The sequence below is a fragment of the Candidatus Rokuibacteriota bacterium genome (assembly GCA_016209385.1).
Lineage (GTDB): Bacteria > Methylomirabilota > Methylomirabilia > Rokubacteriales > CSP1-6 > JACQWB01.
In genome coordinates this window covers 1-3,757 of the sequence record JACQWB010000077.1, presented here as the reverse complement: position 1 = coordinate 3,757, position 3,757 = coordinate 1, and the positions used below count along the sequence as shown (strand labels likewise).

Sequence of the window (3,757 nt, the reverse complement as noted above, 5' to 3'; positions counted from 1 at the left end):
GTACTACACCAACGAGTTCGTCCCCGCGCAGTGAGGCCCCCCGGGGGCTCGGGAGTGGAGGCCGCTGATCTCTTCATCCGGGGCGCCACGGTCCTGACGCTGGACCCGCGGCGGCGCGTCATCCGCGATGGGGGCGTCGTCGTCGAGGGCCGCTGCATCAAGGCCGTAGGGAGGCGCGACGAGCTGGAGCGGCGGTACCGGGCCTCCCGGACCATCGACGCCGGGGGGCGCGTGGCGCTCCCGGGGTTCGTCGATGCCCACGTCCACGTGCACCAGGCGTTCGTCCGTTCCCTGACTCACGGGGAGCCGTACCAGTTCTGGTCGCGGATCTTCAGGCCTTTCGAGTACCTGATGACCGAGGAGGACGCCTACGTGAGCGCCCTCCTGCACATCCTCACGAGCATCCGGATGGGGATTGCGTGTTTCGTGGACTCGGGCGGGTATCATCCCGACGCCGTCGCAGCCGCCGTCTCGGAGACCGGCATCCGGTGTGTGCTGTCCCGGCTGACGATGGACACCGCGGCCGACCTTCCCCACACCCGCCAGGGGGTCCCGCCCGAGTCCACCGGCGAGGCCCTGGAGAAGAGCGTCAGGCTCATCGAGCGGTGGCATCGGAAGGCCGATGGCCGTCTGCGGACCTGGCTCTCCCTGAACCAGCTCATGGTCTGCTCCGACGAGCTCTACCGACAGGCGAAGATCCTGTCGGAGAAACACGGCGTCGGGATTCAGACGCACCTCTGCGCCTTCCGGCCGGAGGTTGAGTTCGCGCTCCTCCGGTGGGGGAAGCGTCCCGTGGAGCACCTGGACGAGCTAGGGGTCCTGGGCCCGAGGTTCCTGGCGGCCCATGCGACCCTCCTCTCGGACCCGGACATCCGGAGGCTCGCGGAGCGGGACGTCAGGGTCGTGCACTGCCCCAATTCGGCGGTGATGGCCAAGCAGGGGATCCCGAAGGTTCCCCAGATGCTGGCGGCGGGGATCACGGTCGCCCTGGGTGGGGACGGCTACTTCGTTGACCAGATCGAGTGCATGAAGTTCGCCACCGTCCTCCACACGGGCTACTGGGGGGAGCGCTACGCCGACCCCGAGGTGCTCCTTCCGGAGACCCTGGTCGAGATGGCCACCCTGAACGGGGCCAGGGCGGTGGGCTGGGACGACGAGATCGGATCCCTGGAGGCGGGGAAGCGGGCCGACATCATCCTACTGGCCATCGGGCGCGCCCATCAGACGCCCCACTGGGACCTCCTCGCGGAGCTGGTCCACTACAGCTACTCCGGTGACATCGACACCGTGATCGTCGACGGCCGCGTGCTCATGGAAAACCGCAAGGTACTCGTGCTCGACGAGGAGGACGTGCTGCGCCGGGCACAGGCCCGGGCGGCCCGGATCTTTCGCGAAGGCGTCGAGCGCGGGCTCATCCGGAAGGTCCTGCCCCTGGAGCGGTGGCCGGTCGAGTGACCGGAGCGGACGACCGCGCGCTGCAGCCCGCCCGCGGCCGCCGAGCGGTCCCCCCGGGGGCCGGCCCCCGCAGGGGGGGCCGGGCCAGGCCGGGGGTAGTGTCCTTTTTTGAGTTCCCATGGCTGTATAGCCACCCGTGCATGATGAAAATGGCATATGATTCTCGCTAGCTAGCCTTGTGCTCAGGAGTCGCCGGACGATCGGGGCAATGTTGACGCCCGTGCTCACCCTGCTTTCCGAATCTGAGGTTCAAAACTTCTCCGGATTGTCCTTGGAACCGAACACGCCAATGAAGGCGACAAATTGGCGGTTATGATTGAGAGCCCGGAGCAGCTGCTCGTAGTTGTACGGCAGCCCGTCGTGCGGATGGCCGGGGTTCCGGTACTTTTTGAGCTGGGTGACAATGAGGATCAGGTCCATCATGTCGTCAACCGAGTCCAAGTATTCCGTCTCGTTGATGGCGGCGAGGATGTCCAGGGTCTTCGTCGTCTTCTTCCCCCGGAAGGCGTTGTAAAAGAGGTCCGCGAAGTAGCCAGACCCATGACAGGCCCCCACAGAGAAGATCTGGTAAAAGGGCGGGGCGTAGGGGGCATAGCGGTGGAGCTCGTCAGCCCATAAGACGTCGTCCGTCCTCATTCCGAGGAGAAACCCCCCGCCGTAATTGGCGTGCCCGTCGTAATGAAATACCTCCGATGTCTGGAAGAACTCCATGAACTGTCGGCGGATCTCCTCCGCGGTGAGCTTTCCTCTCCGGTCGAAGTTGAGCATCCGGATCTCGACGGCGATTTCGCGCTGGATCACCTGACCGGCTGCAACTCTGCCGCCACGCCGGACCGGATGGCCAGCGAGGAAGACCTCACCTTCTTTGATCTGCTTTCCGTCCACGATTAGCGGTGTGCTGAGGCGGTAGGTGACCGTCACTTTCTTGGTGCCGTCCTCCCCATTGCGGGCGAAGACCGTCCACTTTCCTCCGGCATTCAGCTTTCTGAAGTCTCCGCCGATCGGGTTCGAGAACCCGAGCCCCCGGCCCGCGTACCCCCGGGACTCGCGGTCATCCTTCTTGAACGTGTGGGAGGTCGGGGCGGTGATGATCCGCCAGACCGCCAAGGCGTCCTCGCGGGAGTTGTGGGTGTCTTCGTCGAATCCGAACACCAACCCGATCCTCAGAGCCCCATCCTTGTAAAGCTCCTCGTACTCCGGGTACGTGGCGGGGAACCCCGGTCGAGGCCAGAAGAGAATCCCCAGCGCGGCCCGGATCTTGAGCGTTGGGTGGTTCCGACGAAACTTCCTAGGCGTGTAGTCGTACCACTCGGTCGGGCCGATCTCTGGGACCTCCGGGTTGTCGGGGATGCAGATGTAGAAGCGCGCCTTCCCCTCGGGAGCGGGCTTCAGCCGCTCCGGGGCGCAGTCTGGGCTGGTCGGCTTCACAAGTTCCATGAGGTTCCGATGGCCGTCAAGGTAGCCCCGAACCCGGTAGGAGTATTTCCCTCCCCCCTCATGTCGGATGTCGAGGGGGCGGAGGGACTCGCCACGGCTGAACCCGAGCTGTCGTTCCTCCCCGTAGTTGGGATGGGTGAGGAAGTTGGAAATGTAAAGGTGGTAATTGGTCAGTCGGGCGTGGATCCGTTCGTGCAAGGTGACTCGGCCACAACGAGGGCACACAACGACATCACGTTCATCCAACTCGAACTCATACTCCTGGGAGTTGGTCCCGAAGAAGTCGATGTCGACCCGGCGGTCGTAACGCGGGATTCGCTCGGCGGCGACGGCCAGCGTGGTAACGAGCAGCAACAATCCGATGCCGATCCACCGAACCCACGGTCTCTCCATGGGGTCCTCCCTCTGCCCTCAGGCCTCGTCTAGTCCTCGCGGATGACCTGGATCGGCCGCCTGACCTCCCTCCGGCCTGCCATCACAGCGTCCCAGATCGCTGCCGGGGACAGACTGGAAAGGCTCAGCACGTCGAACGACACGGTGGGGCGGTCCCGGCCTTTCGCCTTGAGATCTAGGATCCTCTTGTCGACGGTCGTGCCCGAGGGCTACAACAATTTCCCCAAGGCCGGAGGCTATCCCGGGAGCCGGCGCGCGTAAATGCGGAGGCGCATGACATCAGAGGGTGTCGGCCACCATGTTGATCCGACTCTTGTATTCGGGTGTGCTCTCCTCATACGCCCGTCGAGCCCAACGCGCGTCCTCCTGGAGCTTATACGTCTGCAAGCGCCGCTTTGCTGGGCGGTTCCACATGGCACGGGCCCGGTAATGTTCGTAGAGCCGCATGAACTCGGCGAGGTAGATGGCGGCC

3 protein-coding genes are annotated in these 3,757 nt (G+C 64.8%); 1 reads left to right on the top strand and 2 read right to left on the bottom strand.

Translation table 11 applies throughout. The features are described 5' to 3' along the window. Positions 1–54 precede the first annotated feature (54 nt). Positions 55–1,455, top strand: a complete 1,401-nt coding sequence (locus HY726_05460; protein ID MBI4608439.1) for an amidohydrolase — start codon at positions 55–57, stop codon at positions 1,453–1,455. A 249-nt stretch (positions 1,456–1,704) separates the two neighbouring features. Here the strand turns inward: HY726_05460 and HY726_05455 are convergent, their stop codons facing one another. Both HY726_05455 and HY726_05450 read right to left on the bottom strand, forming a co-directional pair. Continuing rightward, positions 1,705–3,285 (bottom strand): hypothetical protein, encoded by a 1,581-nt coding sequence (locus HY726_05455; GenBank protein MBI4608438.1) that lies wholly within the window; start codon positions 3,283–3,285, stop codon positions 1,705–1,707. Positions 3,286–3,564: 279 nt separating this feature from the next. Beyond that, positions 3,565–3,757: phospholipase (locus HY726_05450; GenBank protein ID MBI4608437.1), on the bottom strand; the 193-nt coding region annotated here is incomplete at its 5' end.